The 26,575-nt window shown below is 62.1% G+C and carries 18 protein-coding genes; 14 read left to right on the forward strand and 4 right to left on the reverse strand.

From position 1 onward, the window contains the following. The first annotated feature begins 39 nt into the window (after window positions 1–39). Window positions 40–849: a fibronectin type III domain-containing protein gene (locus tag ACOGXE_RS10425; RefSeq protein ID WP_419930848.1), complete on the forward strand. Its 810-nt coding sequence runs from the start codon at window positions 40–42 to the stop codon at window positions 847–849. 8 nt (window positions 850–857) lie between these two features. Here ACOGXE_RS10425 and ACOGXE_RS10430 read toward each other — a convergent pair whose 3' ends face one another. The 3 genes from ACOGXE_RS10430 to ACOGXE_RS10440 form a co-directional block, all read right to left on the reverse strand. Further along, a complete protein-coding gene (locus ACOGXE_RS10430; RefSeq protein WP_419930849.1) occupies window positions 858–1,475 on the reverse strand; it encodes a uridine kinase family protein in 618 nt (205 codons plus the stop codon). A gap of 103 nt (window positions 1,476–1,578) precedes the next feature. Continuing rightward, a complete protein-coding gene (locus ACOGXE_RS10435) occupies window positions 1,579–2,082 on the reverse strand; it encodes an NYN domain-containing protein (RefSeq protein ID WP_419930850.1) in 504 nt (167 codons plus the stop codon). 370 nt (window positions 2,083–2,452) lie between these two features. After that, a complete protein-coding gene (locus tag ACOGXE_RS10440) occupies window positions 2,453–3,001 on the reverse strand; it encodes a carboxymuconolactone decarboxylase family protein (RefSeq protein WP_419933512.1) in 549 nt (182 codons plus the stop codon). A 647-nt stretch (window positions 3,002–3,648) separates the two neighbouring features. Here ACOGXE_RS10440 and ACOGXE_RS10445 point away from each other — a divergent pair. The 6 genes from ACOGXE_RS10445 (at window position 3,649) to ACOGXE_RS10470 (ending at window position 12,450) form a co-directional block, all read left to right on the forward strand. Next, entirely contained in the window at window positions 3,649–4,887 is a 1,239-nt protein-coding gene (locus ACOGXE_RS10445) for a DUF6361 family protein (protein ID WP_419930851.1), read from the forward strand. A gap of 58 nt (window positions 4,888–4,945) precedes the next feature. Continuing rightward, entirely contained in the window at window positions 4,946–6,808 is a 1,863-nt protein-coding gene (locus tag ACOGXE_RS10450) for a phospholipase D family protein (protein WP_419930852.1), read from the forward strand. Further along, window positions 6,805–10,131: a DEAD/DEAH box helicase gene (locus tag ACOGXE_RS10455; protein ID WP_419930853.1), complete on the forward strand. Its 3,327-nt coding sequence runs from the start codon at window positions 6,805–6,807 to the stop codon at window positions 10,129–10,131. The genes ACOGXE_RS10450 and ACOGXE_RS10455 overlap by 4 nt, the downstream gene beginning before the upstream one ends. Window positions 10,132–10,194: 63 nt before the next feature. Beyond that, window positions 10,195–11,037 (forward strand): TIGR04255 family protein, encoded by an 843-nt coding sequence (locus ACOGXE_RS10460; RefSeq protein WP_419930854.1) that lies wholly within the window; start codon window positions 10,195–10,197, stop codon window positions 11,035–11,037. 32 nt (window positions 11,038–11,069) lie between these two features. Beyond that, on the forward strand, window positions 11,070–11,738 hold the full coding sequence (locus ACOGXE_RS10465) for a helix-turn-helix domain-containing protein (protein ID WP_419930855.1): 669 nt from the start codon (window positions 11,070–11,072) through the stop codon (window positions 11,736–11,738). 307 nt (window positions 11,739–12,045) lie between these two features. Next, window positions 12,046–12,450, forward strand: coding sequence for a hypothetical protein (locus ACOGXE_RS10470; protein ID WP_419930856.1), 405 nt, complete (start codon window positions 12,046–12,048; stop codon window positions 12,448–12,450). On the opposite strand, the gene ACOGXE_RS10475 is transcribed toward ACOGXE_RS10470, so the two are convergent. Beyond that, the gene (locus ACOGXE_RS10475; RefSeq protein ID WP_419933513.1) at window positions 12,447–12,785 is read right to left on the reverse strand and encodes a hypothetical protein; all 339 of its coding nucleotides are present in this window, start codon (window positions 12,783–12,785) and stop codon (window positions 12,447–12,449) included. The two genes, ACOGXE_RS10470 and ACOGXE_RS10475, sit on opposite strands and share 4 nt — an antisense overlap. 145 nt (window positions 12,786–12,930) lie before the next feature. Here ACOGXE_RS10475 and ACOGXE_RS10480 point away from each other — a divergent pair, with 145 nt between their 5' ends. From ACOGXE_RS10480 to brxL, 7 genes are read left to right on the forward strand one after another with little or no spacing between them, the layout of a single operon-like run. Continuing rightward, window positions 12,931–13,476 (forward strand): BrxE family protein, encoded by a 546-nt coding sequence (locus tag ACOGXE_RS10480; RefSeq protein ID WP_419930857.1) that lies wholly within the window; start codon window positions 12,931–12,933, stop codon window positions 13,474–13,476. 20 nt (window positions 13,477–13,496) lie between these two features. Then, window positions 13,497–14,240, forward strand: coding sequence for a BrxA family protein (locus ACOGXE_RS10485; protein ID WP_419930858.1), 744 nt, complete (start codon window positions 13,497–13,499; stop codon window positions 14,238–14,240). Next, window positions 14,227–14,802 (forward strand): BREX protein BrxB domain-containing protein, encoded by a 576-nt coding sequence (locus tag ACOGXE_RS10490; protein WP_419930859.1) that lies wholly within the window; start codon window positions 14,227–14,229, stop codon window positions 14,800–14,802. The genes ACOGXE_RS10485 and ACOGXE_RS10490 overlap by 14 nt, the downstream gene beginning before the upstream one ends. Beyond that, entirely contained in the window at window positions 14,799–18,254 is a 3,456-nt protein-coding gene (brxC, locus tag ACOGXE_RS10495) for a BREX system P-loop protein BrxC (protein ID WP_419930860.1), read from the forward strand. Before ACOGXE_RS10490 ends, brxC begins: the two co-directional genes overlap by 4 nt. Next, window positions 18,251–22,030 (forward strand): Eco57I restriction-modification methylase domain-containing protein, encoded by a 3,780-nt coding sequence (locus tag ACOGXE_RS10500; protein ID WP_419930861.1) that lies wholly within the window; start codon window positions 18,251–18,253, stop codon window positions 22,028–22,030. Before brxC ends, ACOGXE_RS10500 begins: the two co-directional genes overlap by 4 nt. Further along, on the forward strand, window positions 22,027–24,513 hold the full coding sequence (locus tag ACOGXE_RS10505; protein ID WP_419930862.1) for a PglZ domain-containing protein: 2,487 nt from the start codon (window positions 22,027–22,029) through the stop codon (window positions 24,511–24,513). Before ACOGXE_RS10500 ends, ACOGXE_RS10505 begins: the two co-directional genes overlap by 4 nt. Beyond that, window positions 24,506–26,512, forward strand: a complete 2,007-nt coding sequence (gene brxL, locus ACOGXE_RS10510; protein WP_419930863.1) for a protease Lon-related BREX system protein BrxL — start codon at window positions 24,506–24,508, stop codon at window positions 26,510–26,512. Before ACOGXE_RS10505 ends, brxL begins: the two co-directional genes overlap by 8 nt. Window positions 26,513–26,575 lie beyond the last annotated feature (63 nt).

Below are 26,575 nucleotides of genomic sequence, written 5' to 3' on the forward strand. Positions count from 1 at the left end.
GTGGTGCCTAGTTGCGAGGACTATCGTCGGAGTGCTCATGTGGGATTGGCGCGACGGGTGGCAGTGATGGAGGGGTTGTGCGCCCGCCGCCGCTCGCCGAAGCGGGCTGTGCTGATGGGTGCGCTGTCGGCGATTGTCGTGCTCTTGTTGTTGGCGCCAGGTGTCCCGGCGGGGGCGCAGTCGACCGATGTCCCGTCGCCCCCAGAAGGGCTCTCGGTGACGTCGGTGACTCATGACTCGGTGACCCTTTCTTGGACGCCGCCGAGCGATGCGAGCGTGACGGGTTACCAGGTGCTTCGGCGCGATCACGCTGACGGCATCGCCAGCACCTATGCCGTCATCGCGGACGATCTGGGCAGTGACGTCACGTCGTACGTCGACACCGGCGTCTCGGCATCGTCGTCGTACTCGTACCAGGTCAAGGCGCGCAACGCGGCTGGCTTGAGCGCCTCGTCGAGGCATGTGCGCGCCGACACGCCGGCGGCACCGGCTCCCGTCACCTACAGCACCACCCCGGTCGCGCAGGTCTTCTCCAAGTCAGACCCCGGACCCAACTCGCCGCAGCCGAAATCGCCGCCGCCGCTTGGTCAGGGCTTGACGCAGAAAGACGACGGTCAATCGGGCCAGGAGAACAAGGACCCTGCTGACGAGTCGAAACAGCAGCGCTCAGATCACGACTCGCCGCAGCAAGATCCGACGCCGCCGAGTCAGCCGACTTCCAGCGCGTCCACCCCCGATCCGGACCCCCCCGAAGAAACAGACACTGAACCCGAGACCCAGCCGCCGCCTACGCGGAAGCAGTTGATGGAGCGCTTCACCGTCCGAGTGGCACCGGCTCCCGGGAACTGAGCCAGGACTCATCCGTCCGGCAGAGCCCGAGATCGCCCTACTCGGCACGTCAGCTCGTCGCCGTCGCTGGAGTCGGTGCTGTCGAGCACTAGGTGGGCGGCGTCGTCGGGGCGGTGCTCGGCTCGGTAGCGGTCCTCGACCGGCATCCAGATGTCTTCCCAGCGGGATCGTGCTGATTCGCCGTCACGAGCCAGTCCCCGGGCAAGCCGGGTGGGGCGGTCGGCCTCGACCCAGATGAGGAAGTGATACCAATCGCGGATCGACGGATGGGTGGTGTAGACGCCCTCGACGATGAGCGTGCCGTCATGCGGCGCGCTGATCCACTCGCTGAGCCGGTCTGCGTTCCAGTCGTAGCGCCGGTAGCGAATGGAGCCGCCGCGCTCGTGGGGCTCGAGCACCTCGCGCTCCAGTCGGGAGAGGTCGAAGAGACCGCCGATGCGTTGCTCCGATCTGGCTGGGTCGGTCGTCGGTCGACCGAAGTCGTCGCCGTGGACGAGCGCGGCCGAGGTCGGCCAACAACGGATCAGCTCTGCAACCAGCCTGCTCTTGCCAGATCCGCCAGGACCATCGATGCCGATCCGCAGTTGCGGGCCCATCGGCGCCACCGGCCGCACGATGTCGGCCACGCCAATCACACCGCTTGGAGGAATTCGCAGTGCCTCGCCGAGCACCGGAGCTATGCTGGCGTCATAAACCACCCGGCCCTTAAGGGGCCGGGTTTTCTTTTGCCTACCAGTCATCTGGCTTCGCGTAGGCGCCGACTAGGTCTGGCAACTGACAGCTCGTGAAGTCGGCTGCATCGAGCTGGTACCACCAGTGGTCGCCAACGCCATCGCTCTGGTTGCCCCGGAGATCGCCTGCGAGCCTGGCGGAGCTTGGGTTGACAACCCCGACCGGAATACGAAGACGACTCTCGCAAATGGGAAACCGCAGATCGCTGTCGTTCGAGATGACGATTGCGGCGTCAACAGACTGTGTCAGTACGTCAAGCAGAAGCTGGGACGCCAAGTTCACGTCGGAGCCCTTCTCCTCGTTGCGTAGTTGGGACACCATGAAGACGGCGTCAGGCACCGCGTTGCCCTGCGAGTCCTGCACCATGACCGGCCAGTGTGAAGTGACGACCTCCGGACGACCGCTGCTTCCGATGGTGGCAAGAGGTGCGTGCATCAGGCGTGGCTGGAACCGGCCCTCCATCAACTCATCGAAGGATCGGTGTTGTCGCAGTGCTGCCACGTACCGATCCTGATGCCGTCGACGGTTCCTGTTCGTATGGCCGTCGATGAATGCCGTGCAATAGACGATCCGATGCAACGTCGCACCTTGAGCGGTCCACGATCGCCGACGGTCGATGAGGCGTTGACTCAGCTGGCGGAGGTCCAGCCAACGCCATCCTGGCTGACCGCGGCCACAGATCGAACGTCCGCCGTAGAACAGGTTCAGTCCGTCGATGTAGGCGCCGACTCTCATCTGCCTCCTCCGCTCGCAAGGGTTGAACGCGAGACGGTGGCACATAATGGGTGGCGAGGCCCACTGGTTTTCCTGGCCGATAGTGACGGGGCGCGCAGGCTGCAGCGCCTACCGCGCCACTTGCCCGGGGCGCGGGCTAGTCGGGGATCCAGTCTTCGGTTTGGAGGCCGAGCCCGTCGGCGATGCGGTTGGCGTAGGCGTAGTAGCCGACGACTTCGGTGATGTCGAGGATGTCGCGGTCGCTGAAGCCGGCATCGCGCAGGGCGTCGACGTCGGCGTCGGTGGTGGCGGCGGGGGTCTCGGTGAGCTTGACGGCGTAGGCCAGCATGGCGGTGCGCTTTGCGGACAGCCCTGCGGTGGTCCAGTCGTGCTCGACGGCGGCGACGAGCTCGTCGTCGGCGATGAGGCGGCGCAGACCGCGCCGGTGGTGGACCACTCAGTAGTGGCAGTCGTTGGTGAGGCTGACGACCAGGGCGATGAGCTCGCGTTCGACCTTGCGCAGCGTGGCGGTGCCGGCCATGGCCGATTCGTAGAGGCCTTGGTGTGCGGCCATGCTGCGGGGGTTGAGCGAGTGGATGGCCAAGATGTGGTCGACCCGGCCCCAGGCGGGGTCCACGACCCGGGGGTACAGCTCGCCGAGCTCGCCGTCCCAGTCGTCGTCCGCAATGACCGTGATGCGCGCCATGAGCCAGCGTTTCACACCGAGTCGCTGTATCGTGTGTCCATTCCTCCCCGCCGTCCCGGCCTCGCCGGGCCTGGCGGGGTTATCTCTTTGTTGCTGTAGTCAGCGCAGTGTTGAGGTGTCGGGCGCTGAGCTGCGGAAACCGGTGCTCACGGTCAGCTAGATGCCACACAGCCGTTGCTCGCGAGTTGCGCGTAGCCTCAGCGTCGATGGCGGGGCTTGGGTTTCTCGGGTGACGAACGACACGATTCAGCGAGTCGAGCTGTCGTATTGGCGAGCGGTGCGTCGGGCGCTCGGAAGATTTCCGGAGTTCCGCAGTCGCGCCGAGTGGTGGACGTGGCACCTCGCAGCGACGGCTGTGCCCTGAAGCATCATTCCGTGGTCCAGGTACTGGACCTCCATCAGCCTCGTCGGCGCAATCACCCTCGTGGTCGTCTATGGGGCGGTGGCGTCGCTGGTCGGAGGTTGGTGGCTGCATCAGGGACGCAACCGCTTCCCCTTGAGTCCCGAAGCGGTACAGCGCATCGAGGCGCGCATGGACCGAAAGCAAGCGCGGGACGCCCATCGGGCTGAGCAATGGCGAGGCACGGTCTGACCGATCGCCGTTGTGTGCGCACGTTGATTGACGCTGGAACTTTGGGAGTCGTTCATTGGCGATAGCGACTGATTACGTTCCCGAGTCGTCGCTGGGGTGGCTGGACTTTGACAGTGCAGCGAGTGAGCGCGTCGGTGAGCTGCTGCGAGCGTTTGACGAGCCGGGCACGCTTGACGTTCTGGGTCTGGGCACTGTGCGGGATGCGTTCTCGGGGATGCTCAATCCTGGAACTTCGACCATTCAGACCAGGCTCCGCTACTTCCTCTTCGTGCCTTGGATCTGCGCTCGGCTTGAAGCCCAGCGTGTGCCGCCGGGGGAGTTCTCGCGCAGGCTTCGTGACGACGAGGCGCGACTGATCGATTGTCTCCGTCACCTCGGGCGCCTCCAAGGGGTCATCGGCTACACCGCCGGCCGGAATCTGAAGCGCATGCCGAGCGACGCCTACTGGGGAGGCCTGTGGACGTGGGGCCTGCGGCGGATGGACCTCAGCATCTCTGAGTACGGCCAGCGAGCCGCTGCTATCGGGAGGCATCAGCCCGATCGTGATGACGATCACAACGCGACGACGCGGACCGTCTCGATGTGGGCGGAGCTGCCGCCGCCTCCGGACGATTTCTTGCACGCAAAGATCACCTTCGATCTCACGTCCGACGAGGCGCAGCTGCTGGTGGATCACATCCAGCGCCGCCACGCTGGCACGTTGCTGGCAGTGCTGTGCGCGACGCCGCAAGCGGCTGCGCAGGTCGACTACCCGTGGGAGTTGCCAACACCCGGCATGCCGGCCCAGCTTGTCGAGATCCTCCGCCACGCTCGGAACTTCTCCGAGCTGACCGCCGGTCCTCAGCACGTCTATAACGTGCTCGTGGCACGTCAGGCCCGCGAAGAGCTGGCCTGGGACACCGACGAGCTGGAATCGGACGAACTTGCCCGCCTCGACAAGTGGACTAACCGGATAGCAGAGCGGCTCGACGATGTCCGCGCATGGGCCGACGATCTGCCCGAGTTCTGGGCCCTGCTGAACGAATTCGGCATCAACCTTGGCGTCCAGGAGTTCGTGAACGCCATGGTCGAGCGAATCGCGCATGACCCAGAGGGATTCGCCGAAGACTCAGCGGTCCACCGCAGAATCCGTGACCGCGAACTTCGCCTGAAATCGAAGCGGGCTCGGCTGGCGCATCGCTCCGCGCTGGAGAATTGGAACGGCCTGGGTGTCGGCGGGCAGTTCGACTTCCGCTGGGGCATCACGCAGAGCTACATGCGCGACATCGCCGCGGCCCTCGAGGTACACGCCTGATGCACCGGCTCACTGTCACGCCGGCGAACGCGAGCGCGCCAACGGCTACAGGCACCTGATGCTTCAGCCCACCAACCGCCTGACGCTCCTCGGCGCAATGCGACCGCCTGCGGGGTTCCGCATCGAGTCGGCGATGGCAGTCACTTTCACGCTCGATCTTCGAGCACTGCTGGCTGCCCCGGCCGCGTTCGCACTCTCCGGGCCGGACGGCATGGTTGCCGACGGCGAGCAACTGGAGCCTGTCGAGCTGCTGCACGCCCTCCGCTCCCATGCCAGCAAGATCACCGTATTCAACCAGGCCGGCTATACCGCTGTGCCGCCATCCCGCCGGGTGTTCGCCTTCCTCGAAGGCGCGGTAGTGCCGGTCGATGCGCCACGCGGCGGGATCGTGCATCCCAAGGTGTGGGTGCTCCGCTACGAGGCATGCGGTGATGAGCCCGCGGGCCAGGCCCGTGAGCAACGCCTGCGCGTGCTGGTGGCCAGCCGAAATCTCACGTTCGACCCGAGCTGGGATGCCGTGCTCCGGCTCGATGAGACCCCGGGTGCAGGCGGCGCTCGGCTCGAGCCGGTCGGGGAGCTGTTCGAAGGCCTGCTCGAAGCGGCGGTCCATGACGTCGCCCCAGGCCACCGACAGCGCGTCCAGTCCCTCGCAGCAGCACTGCAGACAGCCACGTTCGCCCTGCCCGACGGCGTGGACGACCTGCGGGTCCATGTGTTCGGTCTCGACGGCAGGTATTCGTCGCCAACGGGTTCGCCCTTCCCGGACAACGCCGAGCGCTCGCTGATCATCTCCCCGTTCGTGAGCGACGGTTTCTTCAGCTCAGTGCACCCGCATCCGGTCACCGAACTCGTGAGCTTGGAGGCGTGGCTCGATTCCCTGAAGCCAACCGCCCTCGCCAACGTGGGCACGACCTACTCGTTTGACGACGGCAGCCCGGTTGAGCTCGCCGCACCAGAAGATCAGACGTCGCCGCTGGATCCGGCCCGACCGCTCGCAGGACTGCACGCCAAGGTCTTCGCATTCGAATCCGGCGACCGGGCGCACCTGTTCGTGGGTTCAGCGAATGCGACCCGGTCTGCCTTCCACACCAGCGTCGAGATCCTCGTCGAGTTGATGGGACCCATCGCGACCCTCGGCGTCGACCGGCTCTGCGGCGGCACCGACGATGAGCCCGGTCTGCGCAACTGGTTCATCTCGTACCAGCGACCCGCCGACGCCCCGGTCCCGCTGCCCGACACATCGACACTGGACAGGGCGCGCGTTGCCATCGGACGGCTTCAGATCGAAGGAGTCGTCGAGGCGAGCGGGACGGACTGGGCCGTCACGTACCGAACGAGCGAACCGCTGCCGAGCTTGGATAACACAGTTATCCACTGCTGGCCGCTCTCGTCGGCGGGCAACAGGCGTGAAGTGGCCGGGGGCAGCCCCTTGGAGGAACGCTTCGAGACGAGCCTCGAAGCCATGAGCGGCTTCCTTGCGTTCGAACTCGAACAGGACGACGGCGCGGTGACCGAATTCGTGGTGCCCGTCCCCCTACGAGGCGTACCCGAGCATCGGGAACGGTTCCTCTTGCGTTCCCTCATCGGCAACGCAGAGCGCTTCTTCCGCTATCTGCTGGCACTGCTCGACGAGGATCCCGGCCAGCTGGACCTGCTGGAAGCGGTGGAGCGAGCCAGCACCGACGCCTGGGACGACGAAGCCGGCGTAGCCGCCCTGCCGGTGCTGGAGAAGCTGCTGCGAACGATGCGCCGAGACCCCGCGAAGCTGGCCGGGCTTCACCCGCTCGTGTCGGATCTTGCTGACGACGACGTCCTGCCGGTGGGCTTCGCCGAACTCTGGATGACCATCTTCAACGTGGCGATGGCAGGGGCAGACCCGAGTGTCAACGGGGCAGCGCTTGAAGGAGCACCGGCCGAGTGACTCAAGGGCACGTCGACGTCGAAGCCGTCCTCGGCGACTTGAAGGACTTCCAACAGCGGACCGCTCGTTGGACCTTCCAGCGGATGTTCGACAAGCACGATCCGGCGTACCGATTCTTGGTGGCCGACGAAGTCGGTCTCGGCAAGACCCACATCGCCAAGGGCGTGATCGCCCAGGTCATCGAACACCTCGGCCGCATTGGCGACTCACGCCACGACATCGTGTACGTCTGCTCGAACGCAGCGATCGCCCGTCAGAACCTCCGCAAACTCGTCCCCAAAGGCATCGAGCCGCTCGAAGACGTCGGCCGGCTCGCCATGCTGCCGCTCACCGCGTTGAACGAGGGCCAGGGCACACAGCCGGGCATCAATCTCATTGCGATCACGCCCGGCACATCGCTGAAGTTCGGTCGCAGCACCGGCCAGTTTCGGGAGCGCTGCCTGGCGTACACATTCCTGCGGGCGCACTGGGGTGCCGAGGTCATGACCGCCCCGGCCCGATGGATCTTCTGGGATGGCGTCACGGCCGGAAATCCCGATGGACGCCTGCGTTCATGGGAGCGCGAATACCGGCCGAAGATCGCTGGCTCGCTCAAGGCATTCGCCGACGAGCTTGCCGAGGTGGACAAGTCGCGCCGTCGCCACGGCCAACCGACGCTTCGCACGCTCTTCGACCGGCTGGTCGATGGACTGAAGTGGAAGCGCACGTTTCCCGGTGACCTGTGGGACGACCGCAGAGTGCTGATCGGTGAAGTCCGCCGCATCTTGGCGATCGTCGGCATTGCCGCGCTTGAGCCCGATCTCGTAGTGCTGGACGAGTTCCAACGCTTCAAGGACCTGCTGCGACCCGATCCGGACAACTTCGCCGCCGAGCTGGCACACCGCCTGTTCGACTACAAGGACAGCGTCACCGGTCGTCTCACACGGACGCTGCTGCTGTCAGCCACCCCGTACCGCATGTACACGACGGCAGACGAGATCGACAGCGACCACTACGCCGACTTCCTCGACACGTGCACGTTCCTGTTCCAGGACGAGGAGCGGGTCGAACGGCTGAGGCAGCGCTTCGCCGGTCTCCGGTCCGCGCTCACCTCCGCGGAGTCGCTGCCGAATGCGGAAGCGATCTGCGAAGACATCAGCACCGATCTGCGCAGGGTGATGTCACGGACAGAACGGCTCGCCGCCACGCCGAGCCGTGACGGGATGCTCGCCGAGTACGAGGCTCAGGTGACGGTGGCACCCGATGACCTGCGTGCGTACATGCGAATCGGCCAACTTGCGGAGAAGGTCGAGCATCACGAGCCCACCGAGTACTGGAAGTCGGGCCCGTATCTCGTCAACTTCATGGAGCGGTACAAGCTGAAGGAAGCTGTCAAGCAGGCCGCAGCCGATGGCCGGCTCGCCGAGGAAGGGCGGCTCGACCCTGGTCCCGGCTTGCTGAGCTGGGAAGACGTCGAGGCCTACCGGCGCATCGATCCCCAGAACGGCCGGCTTCGCTGGCTGCTCGAGGACTTGGAGAGGCACCGGGCATTCGAGTTGCTGTGGGTGCCGCCGTCGCTCCGCTACTACGACACCGGGTCGGTGTACGAATCGCCGGAGGCGACCGGCTTCACCAAGCGCCTGATCTTCTCGGGCTGGGCGGTCGTGCCGAAGGTCGTCTCGTCGCTGGTCAGCCTGGAGGCCGAACGGCACGCCTTCGCCGGTCGCAACCACAGCTACACCGCCGAGTACCACCGCCGGGGAGGCTCGCGCCTCGATTTCCGCACCAGTGAACGTGCGGCACGGGTAGCTCGGGCAGGGGAGGCACGAGGCACCCGGCGGGCTGCCACGATGACCGCATTCCTGCTCGTGTGGCCCAGTCCGAGCCTCGCTGAGCTGGGTGATCCGCGCCGTTTGGCCCGAGGCGGTCGGCGCGAGATCTCAGCGGTACTGGCCGAGGTCGAAGCGCGGGTCGCAGAGGCCATCGCGCCGCTCGTTCGGTCGGCACCCTCAGATGGGGTTGTCGACCGGCGCTGGTACTGGGCTGCGCTGCTGTTCCTCGACCGCGAGCTGCACCCTTCGGCGGCAGACCGGTTGCTGGCCCGCAACGGCGCTCAGTACTGGGAGGGCGAGAACGTTGGCCAGGTGTTCGCTGCTCATCTCGACGAAGCCCGTGAGATGGCCAGCTACGGACACTTTGCTCTTGGCCGTCCTCCTGATGATCTCGCAGCGGTGCTCGCCGAGGTCGCGATCGGCGGGCCAGCGCAATGCGCCCTGCGGGCGGTCAGCTCTGCCGTCGGCCTCCCGCGATCTCACGAGTCGACGGTCTCGAACGCTGCGTGGATTGCCGAGACGTTCCGGCGCTTCTTCAACGCACCCGAGATCACCGGCGTCATCGTGCGTGGAAGGCCTGATGGCCCCGATGGCGAGGCAGGCGTCGAGCGCTACTGGCGCGATGTGGTGCGGCATTCGATCGACGGCAACCTCCAAGCTGTGCTCGACGAGCACTGCCACGTGCTGCGCGACTGGCTCGGCCACGTGAACCTGACCGACGATGAGCAGCGCACCGCGGCAGCCGACGACATCGGCTACAAGGTCGAAGAGGCGCTGAGTCTTCGCACTACGTCATTCAGGGTCGACATTCCCAAACGAGAGGCACGCGGTCGGGAATTCAACCTGGAGGAGCACCGGCTGCGAACGAGGTTCGCTGTCGCATTCGGCAACCAGACGCTCGACGAGGAGCACGGCGAAGCTCGTATCGAGGCTGTTTCGAGGGCGTTCAATTCCCCGTTCTGGCCCTTCGTGCTCACTTCCACGTCGGTTGGGCAAGAGGGCCTCGATTTCCACCTGTGGTGTCACGCAGTCGTCCACTGGAACCTGCCGACCAACCCGGTCGACCTAGAGCAGCGCGAGGGCCGCGTGCACCGCTACAAGGGCCACGCCGTACGCCGAAATCTCGCCGCCACGCTCGGGCCGAACTTGCTCGCGAACGGCGTGCCGCCCCATGGCGACCTATGGAACGAACTCTTCGAAGCAGCGGTCGAGTCGAGCCCAAGCACCGACGGAGCGATCGTGCCGTACTGGGTCTTCAACGATGGCCCAGCGAAGATCCAACGCCACGTGCCCGTGCTGCCGTTCAGCCGAGACGCCGCAGCCGTGTCGCAACTGCGCAAGGCCCTCGCCGCTTACCGCCTCGCCTTCGGCCAACCGCGCCAAGAAGAGCTAGTCGAGTTCCTCAGCGCCGACCGCACCAATCAAGAGCTACTGCAGCTGACTGCCCGCCTGAAGATCGACCTCTCCCCGCCAACGCTCCTCGCCCGACGTGTCGGGGTGACAGACCTGTGATCGAGTTAGGCCGAGCAGGTGGAACTGCTGCGACGCTCTCGGCGGCGCGGCTGTGTAACACGCTTGGTTACACTTTTGGTTATCGCCGACGACCTGTCCGGCCACACGCCGCCGTTCCGGAATCCGCCGCTTGTCCTGACCGTGCTGGAGATCCGATATCCCGAGATTGCGGGTGGCTTGAGCGACGACGCCGTGGCAGCGATGAAGGAAGCGGTGCAAGACAGCTTGCCGATCATGGCGACGCAGATTGAGCAGCAGGTTGACGTGGCCGTGGAAGTGCCAGCTCCGCTGCAGGTCACACAGCGCACGGCACCAAGGTTCTGCACCCGTGACCAAGCGACTGCGCTAGTTGTCAGGCACGACGCGCTAGTTCTCGAGACCACGGCGTACGCGGGCTGGGTTGAGCACTTTCGGCCACTGGCGCGACAGGTCATCGAGACCTTGGAGCGCATCTGCGCGCCCGACGGCGTGTTGCGGATCGGCTTGCGGTACATCGACGAGATTCGGGTACCCAACGTCGGCGACGAGCCTGAGGACTGGGACGGCTACATCAACTCTCAATTGCTGGCCGCAGCGGCAGCTGAGCTGAGGCCGGCTGGGATGAACGCGACGGCGTGGCAAGGCCGCATCCAATACCAGACCGCGGCCTCGCACGCGCTGACTGTTCGTTACGGACCGCAGACGGGCTACGCCGTAGACCCCGAGGGGCCTACCCGGCGCAAGTCCGTGCATCCACCGGGACCGTATTTCTTGCTCGACTCTGATGCGTTTTGGACAAGCGAACATGAGATTCCCGAGTTCGCGGCAGACGGCATTCTCGAACGCTGCGATCGAGTGCATCAAGCAGCGAGCGACTTCTTCAAGATTGCAGTCACTGACAAGCTGCGCGTCGAAGTGTTCGACTGAAGCACGGATGCGCCGAGTACAAAGGACCTGACATGAGCCCGATAAGTCGCACCGATGACGCGCCCACCGGCGCGTCAGTCGGTCACGCACCGCCCCGCGTGGAGCGGACGAGGACGATTCAAGATGTCGTGGACGACATCGGGTTCCTGCGCAACCAGAGTGAGTTGCTGGTCAACGATTCTCAGGACCTACACGAGTCAATCGGACGCATGCACTCCGACGGCCTGGAGCAGGAGTTGCGCTCGACTGCGCTTCGCTTGGCTCAGGATCGCTTGCCGGCGATGCTGGACCGGCTCAGCATGCTGGGCTTCTCGTGGCGGGACATCGCCCGGGTCTGCGGAGTCTCGGTGCCTGCCGTCCGCAAATGGCGACAAGGCGAGTCAGCGACGGGGGAGAACCGGCAGCGCGTCGCCCGCGCAGTGGCGCTCTGCGAGATCGCCGAAGAGCGTTATCACATTGACGATGTCGCAGGATGGCTCGAAACGCCGGTGCACCCGGAGGCTCCGCTGAGTGGGCTCGACTTGATGGCATCAGAGCGTCTCGACCTCGTCCTCCATTTGGCCCGAGACCGGCATAGCGACCCCGAACGGGTCCTCGATGAGTTCGATTCTGACTGGCGTGTCCGCTACCGCTCCGACGTAGAGGTATTCACCGCCGCCGATGGCCTGGCGGGTCTTCGACTCACCGACTCTGACAGCTAGGTCATCTCAGTTGGCGGACGAAGCGCTTGAGTCTCCGGGTTCGCCTTCGGACCTGTACCTAGCTTCGTCGCCTGCGGAGGTTGAACAGGCACGTCCGTTCATGACGGGCGATGTCTTCCGAAGAGTCACCATTCCGGGTGTAACACCAGGCACAGCGCCCGAGGACGAGGGGCTCGGCATCGTTCTGACCCACCCGTGCTCGATGCGCGTTGATGGCGTGCAGTTGGCGCCACGACTTCACATGGCGCGAGTTGCCACCAACGAGGAGATCCCACTGAGGAAATGGCGAGATGGACACTTCAAGTTGATGCCGCTGCCCGAACTCGCCGGTGAGCACCAAGCCGCTCGCTTTGAGGACATGGGTCTCGTCGAATCGGCGTCACTGCTGCCGGAGCGACGCATCGCCTGCCTGTCGCCCTACGGCATCCACCTGCTCCAGCAACGCTTCATCTGGTACCTCACACGATTCTTGGTGCCAACTCACCGACTCGCCGAGGCCACTGAAGCAGTCTTTGAGGAAGCCGAACTGGAAGAAGAGTGGGTGAGCCGCGTAGCCGAGCGCGGCGCCGCGCGCCACGCATCTGTCGAGGCATTCCATCAGTGGATTCGGTCTCCTGACCAATCTGGGAGTTCACGACAGGAACGGCTCGCCGATCCACAGCACCGTGCGGGAATCCGTCGTGCGATGAGGCAGCATCTTGCGCACAGCTAGGCGGAGATCCAGTCTTCGGTTCGGAGGCCGAGCCCGTCGGCGATGCGGTTGGCGTACGCGTAGTAGCCGAGGACTTCGGTGATTTCGAGGAAGTCGCGGTCGCTGAAGCCAGCCTCGCGCTGTGCGATGTACTCGCGTTCGACCTTGCGCAGCGTGGCGGTGCCGGCCATGGCCGATTCGTAGAGGCCTTGGTGTGCAGCCATGCTGCGGGGGTTGAGCGAGTGGATGGCCAAGATGTGGTCGACCCGGCCCCAGGCGGGGTCCACGACCCGGGGGTACAGCTCGCCGAGCTCGCCGTCCCAGTCGTCGTCCGCAATGACCGTGATGCGCGCCATGAGCCAGCGTGACACACGACCGGACGAGACGCCGCGCGACAGGCCTCGCACCGGGACGCTCGACGACGTACATTCGCCCCAATCTGCCTCGTGACGGGCGGATCCCCAGTGGCCGACTATGGCGCCATCAATTGGTATCGGAAGCGTGAACGCCGAGAACAGCACCGACGAGCTCGAACGGATCATCCGAACGGTCGTGTTTGTGGCGCGCCTCGGCGAGGTCGACTGTCGCGGCTGGTGGGGCACCCATTCGTTCGGAGCCGCTGGACGGGTCGTGTTGAGGCGACGGCTGCCGCGTACTTGGCGGATGGCGGCACTCGAACTTGACATCGCAGCAGCCGCGAACCGCCACGACGATGTCATCAATCGACCTAACGCAGTACATCTATTCAGTGACAACTGGCCGGCGCGACGCTGGACGAGTGCATGGATCGCGGGGCAGAAGACTGCGGCGCAGCCTGATGCCTTGTTTGAGCATCTTGAGACCGTCGCGACCGATCGGCTGATCGAGAATCTCGGCGGGCCGCAGCGTCGCCCTAGTACTGCGGATCGGGCAGTTCGCGTTGGCTCGATCAGTGCCGGCGATATTGATTCGATTGCCGCGACCAGCGTGGCAATTGAACGGCTCGCAAGATCGTATTGCGGCATGGATGAAACCTTCGTAGTGCCGTACCTCGAGGTCACAAAGTGACGGGATTCACGTCCAACATCATGAAGGTGGGGGCGCACCTAGGCGACACGCGGGTCCTCGTAGGCGTTTGGGAGGACGACGCTTCCGATGAGGCCAACGTGACGCGGATCGTCAATGAGAATCTCCTTGCGCTACCGTCTCACTCGCGGGCCCGCGATGTCATGGTCCGGGCGTTGCGACCGCGTTTTGTCACACCCGATGCGGGCATCATTCCCGCGCTTCGGTGCCTCATGAGGCACTCCGGCGCATTTCGAGATGCCTGCTACTACGAGCTCACTCGTGTGGATGCGCTCGTAGCCGCCTTCGCAGCGGAGCAGCTTGCTGTTTGGTGGAATGAAGGCCGCACATTCGTTTCTACCTCTGACGCTCGCGAATGGATCGACCGACTCGTGGGCGACAAGCGAGTGCCATGCTGGTCCACGAACATCCGCGATCGTGTGGCTCGCGGAATGATGGCGGCATTGCGAGATCTAGGACGACTCACGGGTAAGCGCTCGAGCCCGCGCAAGGAAATTGTGCGTCCCGGAATCTCGGCCGGGGGTTTCGCCTACGTGGCTTTTCGGCTGCATCAGCAGGGCGAATCCAGCAGGGCAATTCTGGCGTCAACGGTGTGGCAACGTTGGTCACTCGACGAGAAGCGAGTCGATGAGATGATGCACCATGTGGCGTCGACTGGGGCAGCCCTCTACTCGATTGCCGGCTCAACGCTGCGTATCGACTGGCGAACTTGCTCGTTGGCGGAGGTCGTCGATGCAATTGTCTGAGCCGCTGGCCGACATCTCAAATCAAATAGTTGGCTACTACGACCGACAATTGGTACCTCCATTCATCGTGTACCAATATCCGCCATCGGATGAATACTTAGTTCGCCAAGAGCTGTTAGTGCTGACACGATGGCTCAAGGCTAAGCATGATATCGGCAGTCGGACGGTTTCACTGGCGGAGATATTCTGGGAATCACTGACTGAACATGGCCGACTGCAAATGGTTGTCGAAGCAGAACAAGCGGGAAACTATGCCGACGCGCAGCTGGCTGTGCGCCAGATCTTGGCTACTGCCCCTACACTCTCTGATCGCATTGTAGCGAAAATTGCAATTCCTCAAGACGAACGTGAAGCTGTCTTCTTGTACCGTGCTGGGGCATTGTATCCAGCACACCGCACTAGCTCTTTGCTCGACGCTTTGAAAGATAAAATTGATCGACCGGTTACCATGCTCTACCCAGGCCGATTAGTCGGAGACTACGGCCTGAGATTCATGGGCAAAACCGAACCGGCCTATGGATACCGGGCACTCATAGTTTCTCGTGAAGGAAAGCGCCAATGAACATAGGGCAGTTGTTTAGCCGTGAGATCGACAGAGATATCAAGGAGGTAATCAAGGTTGATGATCATGATGCGGTGCTTGACGAGGTAGAGGAATACGTACTCACTAGCCACATCGCGTCGCAAATGGTCGGAGCTCTCGAGTCCTTTCAGAGCACAATCAATAGTCCGAGCGAGGAGATCAACATTTGGATTAGTGGCTTCTTCGGTTCAGGCAAGTCATCATTCGCCAAGATACTAGGGTACCTGCTGGCCAATCCTCAGATTGATGGAAAGCCAGTTGCCAACCGATTCTTCGAGCTCCACGAGGTTCCGCCAGCCAAGGCCCTCTTGAATACAATCTACGCAGCGGCGCCGACTGAGACCGTGCTGCTTGATCTCAACACTTCTCCCAACGTGCTTGAGGAGGGTGAGCCAGTCGTATTGCCCATATATCGCACTCTGCTACAGGCGCTTGGCTACAGCCGAGATCCGGTTCTCGCGGAACTTGAGTTCGAACTTGAAGGAAGAAACGATTACATTGGGTTCAGCGTTAAATATGAAGAGGTATTCGCTACAGAGTGGGTCGACCAGCGGGACTTTATTACGGCCAAGAACCGGGCTAGTCGTGTACTTCATGAGCTTGATGACGCAACCTTTCCAGCGGCAGACTCATGGTCTAACGCGGCTAGCTTGCCTGCGGTTACTGCAAAATGGTTTGCCAATCGGGCTCTGGAATTGCTCCGGAGGCGGCGTCCTGGCAAAGAGCGACTGGTTCTGGTCGTAGATGAAGTCGGGCAGTACGTTTCTCGTTCTACCGACCGTATGCGTCACCTACAAGGTCTCGCGGAGGAATGCCAGAAGACAAAGGGTCGGCTTTGGCTAGTTGCTACATCGCAAGAAAAACTGACAGATGTTGTCGACAGCCTGGAAGGCAAGCAGACTGAACTGGCTAAGGCACAAGATCGCTTCCCTGTTCGAGTCGATCTGCTGCCATCGGACATCGACGAGGTCACTGGTAAACGAGTCCTCAACAAGACCGCGGCTGGCGCCGCGCGTGTTCGAGAATTGCTTGATGTGGATCGAAACAAGCTCGTGACGTCAGTTTCTCCACAATCTGACCGACATGGACCGTTCGCCGATGAGGACTTTGTGCGGCTCTATCCTCTCGTTCCTTATCAGCTTCACGTACTCATTGATGCTGTATCGGCTCGACGCGCGGAGGGTGGTGCGCCGCAAACCATGGGCGGATCTAATCGGACATTGATTCGCCATGCGCAACAGCTGATCAGTAATCAATCGGTGGGCCTTGCACCGATGCCAGTCGGCGCTCTCGTCACTCTGGATCGGTCCTATATGCTGCTCGAGGATGTCATCCCCACAGCTTGGAGGCACGAGGTCGATCAAGTTGCGGCTAAGCACGGAGATGAGAGTCTCGAGGTGAAGATCATGCGAGTAGTGGCGCTGTGCGCGGATGTGCCGGGCCTCGCGCTGACGACTCGAAACCTCGCAGTTGCCCTTCACCCGTCTATATCGGGGGATCCAATTGAGGATGCTATCAGCGTGGCACTCGACAATCTGGTTGCTGAGGATCGTGTTCGCGAAACAGACGACGGTTACCGTTTGCAAAGTCCAGAGCAGAAAGATTGGGAGAACACCAGGCGCGGCATCGAAATGAAGCCTGGAGACGCAGTGCGTTTGCGGCGGCACATTCTTGAGGACGCGCTAGGTACATTAACTGTGACGAAGAGGCGCTCCTTCAAGATTGAGCTGTTCGCAGAACGTGAGAAGGTGAGTGACGGTGATATCACGTTAGATGTGCGCGATCAGACCTCCATCGAAGATATTCGTCAAACATCGCGCTTGGAGGATGCAAAGAATCGAATTTTCTGGTCCTTCAGCACTGAGGATGACACTTGGGAGGCGCTGGCCGAGTGTTATCGCAGCAACCAGATGATCGATCGCTATGACAACGTCGGTCAGTCCGATGTGCAACGTGTGCTTCTGGCCGAGGAGCGCAAGCGTCGTGACCGGGTACTCAGGACCGCTGAACAGCTCGTCGCTCGCGACGCCACTAACGGCACGACGATCTTTCGAGGAGTCTCGAGCGAGGCTCCCTCGGGTGAGCTTCGGGCTGCCGCAGGCCGGTTGATCAGCGGTTTGCTCGACGACATCTACCCCAGCATTCGTACATTCGCAGGCTCGATCAGGCGAGCCGAGGTGCTTCAAGTTCTCGAGGCCGACAGCCTTGATGGATTCGCCGATCAGCTCGGGCCCGAAGGACTTGGCCTCTTCAAGCTCACGGCGACAGGCAGACAGATGGTCACTGACGGCGGTCCAGTTGCGGCAGTCGTGACGCACATTCAGGCGCGCAATCAGTATGGCGAGGATCAGAACGGCGCACAGATTGAACGATTCTTCGGGGCGCCGCCGTTCGGTGCTCCGGTCGAATCAGTGCAGGCGGCCTTGGCAGCTGCAATGCGCGCTGGACTGATCGAGGTCGTTTCTCAGGCGGCTCGCATCACCTCGTTCACGGATCAGCGCCTCGGGCAGGTATTCGGAAGCATCACAAAATTCCGCGCCGCTTCGTTCAAACCGGCAGAGGAATCAGGGCCGTCGACCGAAGTACGCGGGGCCGTGAGCGAATGGCTTGGAGGTATCACCGGCGAGGTCCTGTCGCTGGATCTCCACGAGCTAGCGGACGCTGGTCGCAACTCGTTTGCCGACTACCGCCAGCCCTGTACCGAGGCTCGCTCGACACTGGCTGGTGCGGGTCTGACCGTTCCTCAGTCGCTTGTCGACATGGACGAGCTCTTGGCACGCGTCACGAGTGCCGATGATGAGCTCGTTGTGACGACGCTGTTCGAGCGGCAGGCGGACCTGGATGCAGGGCGGGATTCGATTTCTGAGCTAGCGGCGGTTGTCGACGACCAGCTTGGGACTTTGCGTGCCGCAAAGAGTGCGAGGGAAATCGCAATACTGCTTGCCGATGGAGCCGGCTCAACTTGGGCTACTGAACTCGGAGAACTGCTCGATCGGGCTCAGTACTCCGACGACCTAGCGCAGCTGAGGTCTTTGACTGCAAGTGTCGAACTGGCCGCGGAGCAGGAACGGATCGAGTTCCGGGCACGCGTGACTTCGCAAGTCGAGGACGCCTTGGAGAACCTGCGATCTCGCTACCCCCGGGTCGACGACAGCGCATTCGAAGATGCCACGGAACCGCTGCGCGGGCTCACAACCAGCAATGATCTATCTCTCTTGCGTGCCAGCGCAGACGCCGTGCCCGGAATCGTCCTCAGGGTCGCAGAATTACTCGATGCTCTGTCCACGACCAAAGAAGTCCGTCATATTCGCGTAAGCGACGTGTGGGGCGGCCCGATCACGTCACTTGACGACGTCGATACGGCTCTCGAACGTCTCCGCGAGGCTCTGCTCGCGCAACTCGACGACAACACTGAAGTGCGACTCCGATGAGCACAGCTCTCGCGGCTGACCAACGATCAGAGCTTGAGCAACTGATCCAGGACACCCGCGGCTGGCTGGAGGACGATCTCAGCGAGAGTCTCGAAGGCAGATTCGGGATCCGACGTGACGGCCGCATCGAGTCCACGGAACGTCTCTCTTTGTCGAATTCGGATTCTCTTGTTCGGGCCAACCTTGTCGACATCGTGGAGTACTTGCGTTCGGAGGGCGCCGGTCGGGCGGAATCGGTTTCGCGCCTCATTCGAGAGGCGGCGTTTACCCACATCAATCGGATGGTGGCAGTGCGCGTTGCCGAAGCGGTCGGATTGCTCCCGGAGACCATAGCCAAGGGGCTTGCGTCATCTGGCTTCCGCGATTTCTCCGAACTCGCGCCTACGGTTGCGGTTACCGAATGGGGTCGGTTCAGCGAGTTTGTCCGGCTCTGCGCAGATGAACTTGCGACGGACGTGCCCGCGCTGTTCGATCCGCGCAACCCTCTCATCGAACTCATGATGTCGGAGGCTGTGCTCGCCAGAGTTGTCGAGGCCTTCATTGACCTCGACGACATCATTTGGGCGGCTCCTGACACTCTGGGATGGACCTACCAGTACTTCAACACCGGAGCAGAGCGACGTGAGATGCGTGAGTCTTCTGCACCGCAGGACTCCCGCGAGCTCGCAGTCAGGAATCAGTTCTTTACGCCGAGCTACGTAGTCGATTTCCTGGTCCACAATGGCTTGGGCGCCTACCTCGCGAGCGGTCTTCCGGGCCTCGTTGAAGATCTCCCGTTGCTCGTCGATGCGCCGGTTGATCCGGCCGTGATCGACCTGAGTGCTGTCAACGTGCTGGATCCTGCTTGCGGGTCGGGCCATTTCTTGCTAGGCGCCTACGATGTCCTAGAAAGAGCTTGGCAGCACGTCGGTGTTGAGCCGGGCGCCGCTGCGCCGGAAATCTTGGCGTCGCTCTGGGGCATCGACATCGACCCGCGGGCAACACAGATCGCACAGGCAGCGATCATGTTCCGAGCTCGCCGACATTGCCGTGATGGTTCACTGCCGCCGGCAAACATCATCTGTGCACGATCGCTGCCGAGCGGACCAGCAGTGGAGGCGCTCATCGACGCGCTTCCCGCGCATGTGGCTCGGGTGGTGCGGTCAATCGGTACCGAGCTGAGCGACGCACCGGTACTGGGCTCCCTGCTGAGGATTGAGGAGCGGTTGACCCAGGAAGTACGGGACGTCTTTGGCGCAGGCGTCGTCGAGGGCACGTTGTCTGAAGTGGTGGTCTCAGGGGCCGACGACGTCGAAGCAGCTGTGCTCGCAGCGTTGAGCGAGATCGCAGGTTCGACCACCGCCGGTGCTGCGCAGCGGTTGTTCGCTGCCGAGGCCAGCGATGCAGTCAAGTTCGTGGAGGCGATGGCGCGCCGCTATACGGCCGTGCTGATGAATCCTCCCTTCGGTGAGCCGGTCCCCTCCACCAAGGATTACCTCAAGTCGGCGTACCCATGGATTCCCGGCAAGGACTACAACCTTCTAGCGGCGTTCGTTGGGCGGGGCATCGAGCTAGCGGAGCCTGGGATCGGCACATGCGGGGCAATTACCTCCCGCGCAGGACTGTTTCTCAAGACTTACGAGGCCTGGCGAAACGAGGTGTTGCTCGCGCACAAGCTCATAGCGACGGCCGACCTTGGATACGGCGTGATGGACCAGGCTCTCGTTGAAGCTGCTGCGTACGTCCTGCGAAACGACCGGCCGGGTGGACGTAGCACGTTCATCCGACTGCTCAAGGATGCGGACCGCCCACGCGCGATGCAAGAAGAGATAGACGACGTTCGAAGGATCGGTGAAGGGGATCGAACCTTTCGAATAGCGCTCGACGATCTGCGAGGGATCCCCGGGTCACCGGTCGCGTACTGGATGGACGAGTCGGTTCGGCGCCTCTTTCGTGAGTTGCCCGCGCTCGAGGGTTCGGGAGCTTACGCAAGGCAGGGCTTAGCAACGGGCGACGACTTCCGATTTGTCAGAGCCTTTTGGGAGGTGGATCCTGAGCGAATTGGCAATTCGGTCTCTGACACTAAGCGTGGACACCGTTGGGTTCCGTTCGCCAAGGGCGGCGAGTACAGCCCATTTTGGGCCGACATTCACTTAGTAGTTGATTGGTTGAACGATGGCGAGGTGATTCGAGGGCACGACAAGTCGCGCGCGCAGAACACGCAGTTCTATTTCCGACCTGGCCTCACTTGGCCTCGGCGCACCAATTCTGGTCTAGGCATGAGAGTCTTACCGAGCGGGACTGTATTCGCCGATAAGGGATCAGCAGTCTTTGCCGTAGACGATCTCTTCAGCGTCCTTGGGTGGCTGCGTGGCCGACTCGCTCAAGCGATGATCGACGCGATGGTGTCGGCGGGTGAGGAGGTGTCATCCGGCGGCGCGTCACGGAGCTACGAGGTCGGCCTCGTGCAGAAACTCGCTTGGGTTCACATTCCCGAACTGAACCCAGTAGCAGCCCGTCTCGCGAGCAGAAGAGCTTGGCAAGACGATTCTGACGAGACGACGCGTCGGTTCGTCCGGCCGAAGGGCTTCGTCACGACGGACTTATCGAATCACCTTGAGCAGTTGGCGGACGGTCAAGAATTGGACGAGCTCGTGATCCGTCATGCCGGGATCGACGATGGTGGTCGGGCGTATCTCGATGAGGAAATCGGTCCGTTTCCACTCTCTTACCCAGAGACTGACAGTCTTGATGATCGCATCGCCGATCTATACCAGAGGCCAATCAAGGAGATCATTGATGAACTCATCCAAGAGAGAGGCGGCTCGAGAGCGATAGCGAATCTGACTTTCGTCGCAGACCGTCGACTCGAAGTGATTTCCCACGGACTCGAAGTCAATCCGAGGACGATTGTACGAGTGATTAAGGAACGCGGGCTCACTGTGCCAGGCGAATCCGAGGACCAGGCGTTCCGACTCGTCTCGTACCTTGTTGGACTCGCCTTTGGACGCTGGGATGTGAGAATCGGACGCGACGCGGGGTTGGCGACGGTGGCGTCAGATCTCCAGTCGCCGCCGGCCCGCTACGCACCCGGCACATTGCTGACGCCCGACGGCCGCGCTGCGGCTTCGACTCTGCGCGACTATCCGATCGAGTTTCCAGCAGACGGCGTCTTGGTTGACCAACCCGGCCATGAACGAGATGTCACCGCAGCGGTTGAGCAAGCTGGGGTTGCGCTGAGCGACTCCGATGAGGCGCTCGACGCCGCCCTTGGCGCGCTCATGCGCCGGCCCTCGCTGTCAGTGTTTCTGCGAAACCAGTTCTTCCGACGACATCTCAACATGTACACGATGAGTCGACGCAAGGCTCCTATCTACTGGCAGCTCCAGGTGCCCTCGAAGCGATGGGGCCTTTGGCTGTACGCGCCCAAGTTGTGCCGCGAAATGCTGTTTGCGGTGGTTCACGAAGCCGACCAGCGGCGACGGTTGGCTGATCAGCAAATGAGGCAATTGCAGCGCGAAGAGGCGGCAGGCAACAGTGGCCGTCGAGCAAGCGAGATCGCCACCGATCTTGCATTAGAGCACGAATTGGCCGTCGAGCTTGAGGCGTTCCTCGCGGCAGCCGAACGGGTTGCCAACCTTGGCTGGCAACCGAACCTTGATGACGGCATCGTTCTCAACGCTGCACCGCTGGCCGACTTGTTTCCTGCGTGGAGAGAGGCTGCCATGTTCCGCACGAAGTTGCGAAACGGACACCACCGGTGGGCAGCCGTGGCCGAATACGCGGATCAGCTGTGACTGAACTACGCGAACAGCTGAGGGCCGATCTGGCGGCGCACGTAGAGCAGCGTGGCGTTGTTGTCTGGGACGACCCTGAAGCTGCATACGCAGGAGTCGCCGCTGACGTCGTGCCCGAAGGCACGGCACTGCAGGAGTTCAGCGGCAGTTGGCTGGAGCTCCGACATCGGCTGGAGCGCCACATGGCCGGGCAAGAGCCCCCTGCCTTGATTGTGTACGTACCGACCAAGCCCCCTGACCCAGACCCCCTTGAGGAGATACGTGCGGTTTGTAGGCCTTACCGCAGGAGATTGCCGACCCTACTGAAGCACGCACTCAAGGGTCAGCTCACAGAGCAAAGGATCACTCAGATCGGCCGACAGTGCGCAACATTTGCGGACGCCGAAGCCGCACTCGATGCTGGCGACAGGCAGGTTGACGCGCGATTGATCTCGGTTCTTGGCGAGACATCAACAGCGGCCCTGGCTGCCGCCCTGATTTGCGGCACGCATGAAGCAGCACTGGCTAGGCGGTCACTGGAGAGTGCCTGCCGCCAGTTGATCACCGAGGCAATCGGCGGAAGCTATGACAGTCTCGATGACTCCGAGTTCCGGGATGCCGCTTTTCGGCAGGTTGTGCTTGGCCACCTTGCTGAGGCCGGTGTGGGTCTACCGCCCGACCTGAATGCCTCGGTTGCGACGACGACGCCGTTGCAGCGGAGGAACTGCGCGGACATCATCGAGATGCTCCAGGTTCGTATGGAGTTCCGAGCGGCCTACGTCGAGCTGGCTGAGATGGCCGACCAGCAACTTCATCTCGGGACACTGCTGACATGGGCTCACGAGCTCCGCACAGTGGATGCAACGCCTGCAATCGATCTGCTCGGCCTTGACGCCGCAATTCGAGCTCTCGAGGCTGGTGATGAGCAAGTTGCCGTCGAGCTCGCCAGCGACCGCTTGTCGATGAGCTGGTGGCTGAGATCTTCAGCGCCCGATGCAGTTTCGCTCGTCGTGAAGTTCCGCGCCGTCCGAGCGCTCGCACAACTTGGGATCTCCATCGCACGGCCTGTGCCGGCGCTTCGCTCCCTGTTGGATGTCCGCGATTGGTACCAGGACGAGGGCTGGCAGGTTGATTCTGGGTACCGCCAAAGTGAGTTGATTCGCGTCTCGTCAGGCATTGTTCTCGACGAGTTCGACGAGCTGTATCACAGCGCTCGTCGGCGCTACGAGGCATGGCTTGATCAGATTCTCCGTGACTCCGCGGATGCGTTGTCGGCGCCTGAGATCCCGACCAACGATCAACAGCGCTCGATCCACGCAAGCTTCTTGCGCGATCAAACCATGCGGACCGCGTATTTTCTCGTTGACGCTCTCCGATACGAACTCGGCATGGATCTCGTCGAACGATTGGGAGCCTTGAATGCTGATGTCGAGCACCGAGCAGTTGTGGCCACGCCCCCGACCATTACGCCGGTCGGAATGGCAGCCCTTCTGCCGAATGCCGATACTGAGTTCCTCGTCGAACTTGACGAAGGCGATCGGCTCGTGGTGTCCGTCGGTGGCAGCGTGGTCAAGTCGGCCAGAGATCGCGTTCGTCAGCTGGAGCACGCGCACGGTGCGATCACCGACTTACACCTCGATGATGTAGCACAGCTAACGAACCAAGAACTCAAGAAGGTGCTCGGCGACTCTTCACCGGTGCTAGTGCGCTCAACCGAAATCGATTCCGATGGTGAGTCCGACCAACTCGCTGCCAGTTGGGGCTCATTCGACTCGACACTGGGCGTGCTGCAAACGGCAGTCGCCAAGCTGTTTCATGCAGGGGTTGAGAGGGTTGTGATTGCGTCTGACCATGGCTTTCTCGCCGTTAGGCAGCTCGGCGAGGAACGCCGGATCGACAAGCCATCGACTGGCGCCGGCGAGTCACATCGTCGCTCGTGGATCGGTCGCGGAGGCACGGCGTCTCAGTCGATGGTCAAGATCTCGCTTGCTGCCTTCGGCATCGCTGGAGGTCTCGAGATCATTACTCCCCGAGGACTCGGTGTGTTCGCAACCGGTGGGGGCCTCCAGTTCTTCCATGGGGGGCTATCGCCTCAGGAGCTCGTCATTCCGGTGATAGTTGCCACCGCCAGAGATGCTTCAGACGATCCGCAGTACAGGATCGACCTCGATGTTGCAGGTCAGCGAATCACGACCGGCGTCGTCGCTGTCACCTTAATGATGACTGGCAACCTCTTCACCCGAGAGAGCCGGATTCGCCTGCAGCTTGTCCAGGATGACAACCGGGTTGGCGCGGTTGTTGGCGGCGACGGATTCGACCCCGCGACCGAGACGATTGACGCCAGCGTCGACGCCGCACGTGTCATCACTGTGCAGGTGACGGCGAACCTCGTGGCCGGCTCGATCGCCACACTTGAGGTGAGCGACGCCGCAACCGGTGTTCGGCTTGAGACTCTGAATATTGCAGTCGGTGCGAATGTGATTGTGGAAGACAACCTTGACTGAGACTTCGACCCACGCCTACGAACGGTTGGACGAGATTGCCAACCGAAACTTCCCAGGTCGCGTCGTTCGCAAGGACCTTGTGCGACAGGTGAAGGTGGGAGCCAGCGTTCCTGTCTACGTTCTTGAGTTTCTCCTCGGCAGGTACTGCGCGTCTGACGACACTGCTGCCATCGAGGCTGGACTTGCAGTTGTCAATCAGACACTCGCAGAGAACTTCATCCGCCCGGACGAGTCCGAGAAGGCCAAGGCAGAACTCAAGAAGAAGGGCAAGCACCGATTGATCGACAAGGTCGACGTGCGCTTCGTGGAGGGCGATAAGAAGTTCTGGGCGACGCTCCACAACTTTGGCTCTCGGTACGTCAACGTTCCTGAGGAGATCGTGTACAAGTACGACCGTCTCTTGGGCGGTGGTGCTTGGTGCCAGCTCGACCTAGTCTACAACGACCTTGAAGACGCGGCTCAGAAGACGCCGTTCTACATCTCGGCGCTCAAACCCATCCAGGTCGCAGCGTTCGACTACGACTTCTACGTCGAGGCTCGCGACGGATTCAGCCGCGATGACTGGCTCGACCTCATCATGCGCACCGTTGGTCTCGAGCCAACGGAATACGACTTGCGCGGCAAGCTGCTCGCGCTCACGCGGTTGATTCCCATGGCCGAGCGCAACTACAACCTCATCGAGCTAGGCCCGTGGGGCACTGGCAAGTCATTTGTGTTTCGCGAGTCGAATCCGAACACCATCCTGATCTCGGGAGGCAAAGTCACTGTCGCGCAGCTCTTTGTCAACATGTCGACGGGTCGCGTAGGCCTGCTCGGCACATGGGATGTCGTCGCCTTCGACGAGGTTGCCGGCCTCCAGATGTCGGACTCGACGGTGATCAACATGCTCAAAGACTTCATGGAGTCCGGTTCGTTTGCTCGCGGCAAGGAGGAGATCCCGGCTGAGGCGTCCATCGTGTATGTCGGCAATACGTCGAAGCCACACGAGGAGTTGGTCCGAACAGCGCATCTCTTCGCTGATCTACCACCGTCGATGATCGATCCCGCGTTCTTGGATCGGCTGCACTACTACGTGCCAGGCTGGGAGACCCCGAAGCTTGAAAAGAGGCTCTTCACGAACCACTTCGGATTTGTGTCTGACTACTTCGCTGAGGCGCTACGACAGCTACGGAAACAGAGCTACGTACGGGCGATCGACACCGACTTCAGCCTTGGCTCCCATCTGGCAGCGCGCGACGAGAAGGCCGTGCGCAAGACCGTCTCCGGCTTGCTGAAGATTTTGCATCCGCACGGAAAGTGGAGCCATGGAGAGCTCCGCGAGTACCTCGAGTTTGCCCTCGAGGGCCGGCGGCGGGTAAAGGAGCAGCTTAGGAAGCTGGCCGCTCATGACTACGCAAAAACCGCCTTTTCCTACGTCGAGAACGACACAGGCCGAGAGATTTGGGTCGATGTTCCAGAACAGCCCGAGGCATTTGACGCTGAGGAGGCCGTCGCCGAGGACGCTTCAGCGAGCGATTCAAGTCTCAGCATTGCTGAGCTTGTCGCGGCGGGCGAAAGTAAGACGGTTGAGTTCAAGCGATCCGCCCGCTATAACGAACACACAGGTGTTCGGGATAAGAACATCGAACGCGCTGTGGTCAAGACCGTCGCGGGCTTCATGAACGCTGCCGGTGGAGTATTGCTCATCGGTGTAAATGATGACGGCTCCGTTTCGGGCATTGAGATTGACTACCCACTAACTGGAAACAAGGGTCGAGACGGCTTCGAAAACTGGCTCATTACCAAGCTTGAGCAGGAACTAGGCAAGACGCCCACAGCATCATTACTGTATGTCACATTTGAGCAGACTGAGGATGGCGACATATGTCGGGTCGACATCGAGCCCTCCGACCAACCCGTATACATGGGCGGCGAAGCAGATTTCTACGTTCGTATGGGCAACTCCACACGCTCATACAACACGCGTGATGCGCTCACCTATATCCAAGCGCATTGGTGAGAACAAATCAACGTCGGACTACGACGCAGCCCTCGACTACAACGTAGCAACCCATCCCATTTT

The organism is Candidatus Poriferisodalis sp., from assembly GCF_965208555.1.
In the GTDB taxonomy this organism is placed as follows: Bacteria; Actinomycetota; Acidimicrobiia; order Acidimicrobiales; family Poriferisodalaceae; genus Poriferisodalis.

Excerpts from the sequence above, each read along its gene's own strand:
- ACOGXE_RS10500 (WP_419930861.1), top strand. The coding sequence starts at position 18,251 with ATGAGCACAGCTCTCGCGGCTGACCAACGATCAGAGCTTGAGCAACTG.
- ACOGXE_RS10450 (WP_419930852.1), top strand. The coding sequence starts at position 4,946 with ATGCTTCAGCCCACCAACCGCCTGACGCTCCTCGGCGCAATGCGACCG.
- ACOGXE_RS10485 (WP_419930858.1), top strand. The coding sequence starts at position 13,497 with ATGAAGGTGGGGGCGCACCTAGGCGACACGCGGGTCCTCGTAGGCGTT.
- ACOGXE_RS10470 (WP_419930856.1), top strand. The coding sequence starts at position 12,046 with ATGCCGCTGCCCGAACTCGCCGGTGAGCACCAAGCCGCTCGCTTTGAG.
- ACOGXE_RS10465 (WP_419930855.1), top strand. The coding sequence starts at position 11,070 with ATGAGCCCGATAAGTCGCACCGATGACGCGCCCACCGGCGCGTCAGTC.
- ACOGXE_RS10490 (WP_419930859.1), top strand. The coding sequence starts at position 14,227 with ATGCAATTGTCTGAGCCGCTGGCCGACATCTCAAATCAAATAGTTGGC.
- brxC (WP_419930860.1), top strand. The coding sequence starts at position 14,799 with ATGAACATAGGGCAGTTGTTTAGCCGTGAGATCGACAGAGATATCAAG.
- ACOGXE_RS10475 (WP_419933513.1), bottom strand. The coding sequence starts at position 12,785 with ATGGCGCGCATCACGGTCATTGCGGACGACGACTGGGACGGCGAGCTC.